Annotated in this window: 1 protein-coding gene and 1 pseudogene; both read right to left on the bottom strand. The window is 37.2% G+C overall.

Annotated features, from left to right (window positions below; genetic code table 11):
• Positions 1–2: 2 nt before the first annotated feature.
• Positions 3–452, bottom strand: a pseudogene (locus DYY66_RS08825) (SRPBCC family protein).
• Between the two features lie 384 nt (positions 453–836).
• Positions 837–1739 (bottom strand): hypothetical protein (locus DYY66_RS08820; RefSeq protein WP_218583693.1); only part of this gene is annotated, 903 nt, incomplete at its 3' end.
• Between the last annotated feature and the right edge of the window lie 882 nt (positions 1740–2621).

Below are 2621 nucleotides of genomic sequence, written 5' to 3'. Positions count from 1 at the left end.
ATCTAACCTTCTGTAATTTCCGGTTCAACTAATTTTATCAGTTTTTCTAACGACTCTTGCCAACCTAAGTAACACATTTCTGTTGGAATAGCTAACGGAATACCTTCCTGAACGACTTTGAGTTCTGTGCCGCAAGAAACTTTGTTGAGCCATATTGACGTAATCATTTCTCAGGGCAAATCTGGGTTGTCAAATTTATCAGTATACTTTAGGAATTCATTTGGTTTAATTTCCAAAAACTTGCCGCCAAAAGAATGTTCGTTACCGGTAGAAAAATTGGTAAAGGACATTTTAAAACTGCCACCTACACGCGGATCCATTTGATGAACTACACACAAGAATCCATAAGGTGGAAGCCAAAAGGACAAGGCTTTGGGTTCTAGAAGGGCGCGAAATACTTTTTCGGGAGTTGATTTAACAACTCTGTGTAATGTTACGCTATTATTTGACATATAGAGACAATATTCATCCTGAATTTATAAGATAATCTATACAGAGTTTGAATTTCCTTCAAAGTGGTTTGTCAAATGTCATCTCATAGATTCCTTTTCCATTGACTAGGCCGTCATTTACATCAGCATCTATACCAAAAATCATCGATCGTGCATCACTTGAAACGGCAATCCCTATTGGACGCTCAGTGTACGGAGATGATTCTCTTCCATATACTAGCTTGTCAGTGCCATCATGAATATTTCGTAATTTAATAAAACCTGCAGAGCATGTTTGCGAATTTGCTGTACTATCCAGTGGGATGCACTGGTTTGATTGAACTGTATATAGAATTGAATTTTCACCGTGAAACCAAATCAGGTTTTGATATCCCGTAGTTGANNGTTTGATTGAACTGTATATAGAATAGAATTTTCATCATGAGACCAAATCAGGTTTTGGTATCCAGTAGTTGAGGTGTCAATGGTTGTGATACTGCCGGAGTTTACATCAAGCAGTTTCAAGCCAATTTGTATATTGGCAAAAGGTGGACCGCCAAATAGGTTGCAGGATATCATTGCATGCAGTTTGGGATTTAATGGATGTGTCATGTCTGTAAATGCAATATATTTTCCATCTGGACTTGGATCTATTTCCTGGAAAACTTCAGTGCCGTTATAGATTGATTTTATTTTGTTGTCTTGCTGATCAGCAATCCATAGTACAGTATAGTACCCTGCCCAGTCATTTCCGCTTGTGTCATTTACTTTGAGTGGACAGACCTTGGTTTGATAGTTATGTTCCTCTTGGTATATGATGTTTCCATCAGGCATGACATCAAAGACGTTTACGTTTCCACTCTTGGTTAGTTTTGTAAGAGCCTGGTTTTTCATATCATACTTGAATACATCTTGATTGTTCTGTCCGTTGTACCACCCGTCAAAGAAAATGACATCTGATACAATGCGAATCTTGTTGATTACGTCAAATTTCATTTTGATTGGAATCTCTTGTAGTTTCTGGCCATCACGACTTATCGTCCATAATGTGCTTCCGTCTGGATTTGCGTTGCCAAAAGCAAAGACTGCAAATTTTCCGTCTGGGCTCCAGGCAAAATATCCCAGCGATACTCCAGAATCATCGCCTATGTCGTGTGGGTTGTAGATGTTTCGTATACGATAGATATCTGAGAGTTTTTGCATGTGACCTGGTTGACCAGTTTCAAACCAGTTTTCATACATGAAAAAAGTTAATGTAGCGATTGTAACAGATGATACAATTAAAATTACAAGATGTAACATTTTCATTTTCTTCAAATCAACTCAGTGGCAATAATCTCGATGCTTTTTGTTCCGTTCTGAAATGGAATTGAAAATACTCTATCAGTTAGAGTAGTATGAATTTCTTTGAAATCGGTTTCTTGTCCATCTGCTAACATGTAAAATTGACCCATTCCTCTATCATTTTTCTTTATGTCAAGCAATGCTCTAGGTATTGATACAATCAATGTGCCATTATTTGTTGACTCNATTGACCCATTCCCCTATCATTTTTCTTTATGTCAAGCAACGCTCGAGGTATTGATACAATCAACGTGCCATTGTTTGTTGATTGCAATGATAAAATGAGAGATTTTGATTGTAAATCCATGTTTGCATCAAGGAGTTTATTGTTTCCTGATATGTTGTAATGTATTGTGAAATTAGCATTTGTAACACCAACGGTGAATGGATAGATTCCAGTNTCGAGGTATTTTTAGATGCAAATACAGAAAATTTCTGTTTTACGGTTTTTTGATGCTCAAACAAGTCATCAAATGATACCGTGAGAACATAATTTCCTGTCTGATTTATGCTTGTGTTTGCAGACAAGGCAGTGAATTTGAAATCATGCAGACTCGGATTAGATACACATTGTGGCTGGCTTGCCCATCCCGGTGACTGGTATTTTGAATCATTTTCTCTTGTAATTGTTGCCATGGTATCACCACATCCAGTGCCATACCCGGCAAGTGTTACTGAAAAGGAAATAGGATCATTTACTGTATAGTTTTCTTTCATTCCTGTTATGAACAGACTGGTGTAAGGCTGCTGTTGGTAGTCATTTAATTTTTCAACAAAGACTCCAAACGAGGTCAATGCTATAACAGATATTCCTATAATCATTCCAAGATGTAGAGTTTTCATGGA

It is taken from the genome of Candidatus Nitrosotalea sp. FS, from assembly GCF_011319475.1.
Classification (GTDB): domain Archaea; phylum Thermoproteota; class Nitrososphaeria; order Nitrososphaerales; family Nitrosopumilaceae; genus Nitrosotalea.
The sequence above is the reverse complement of the archived record's forward strand: the minus strand, read 5'-3'. Positions and strand labels throughout refer to the sequence as shown.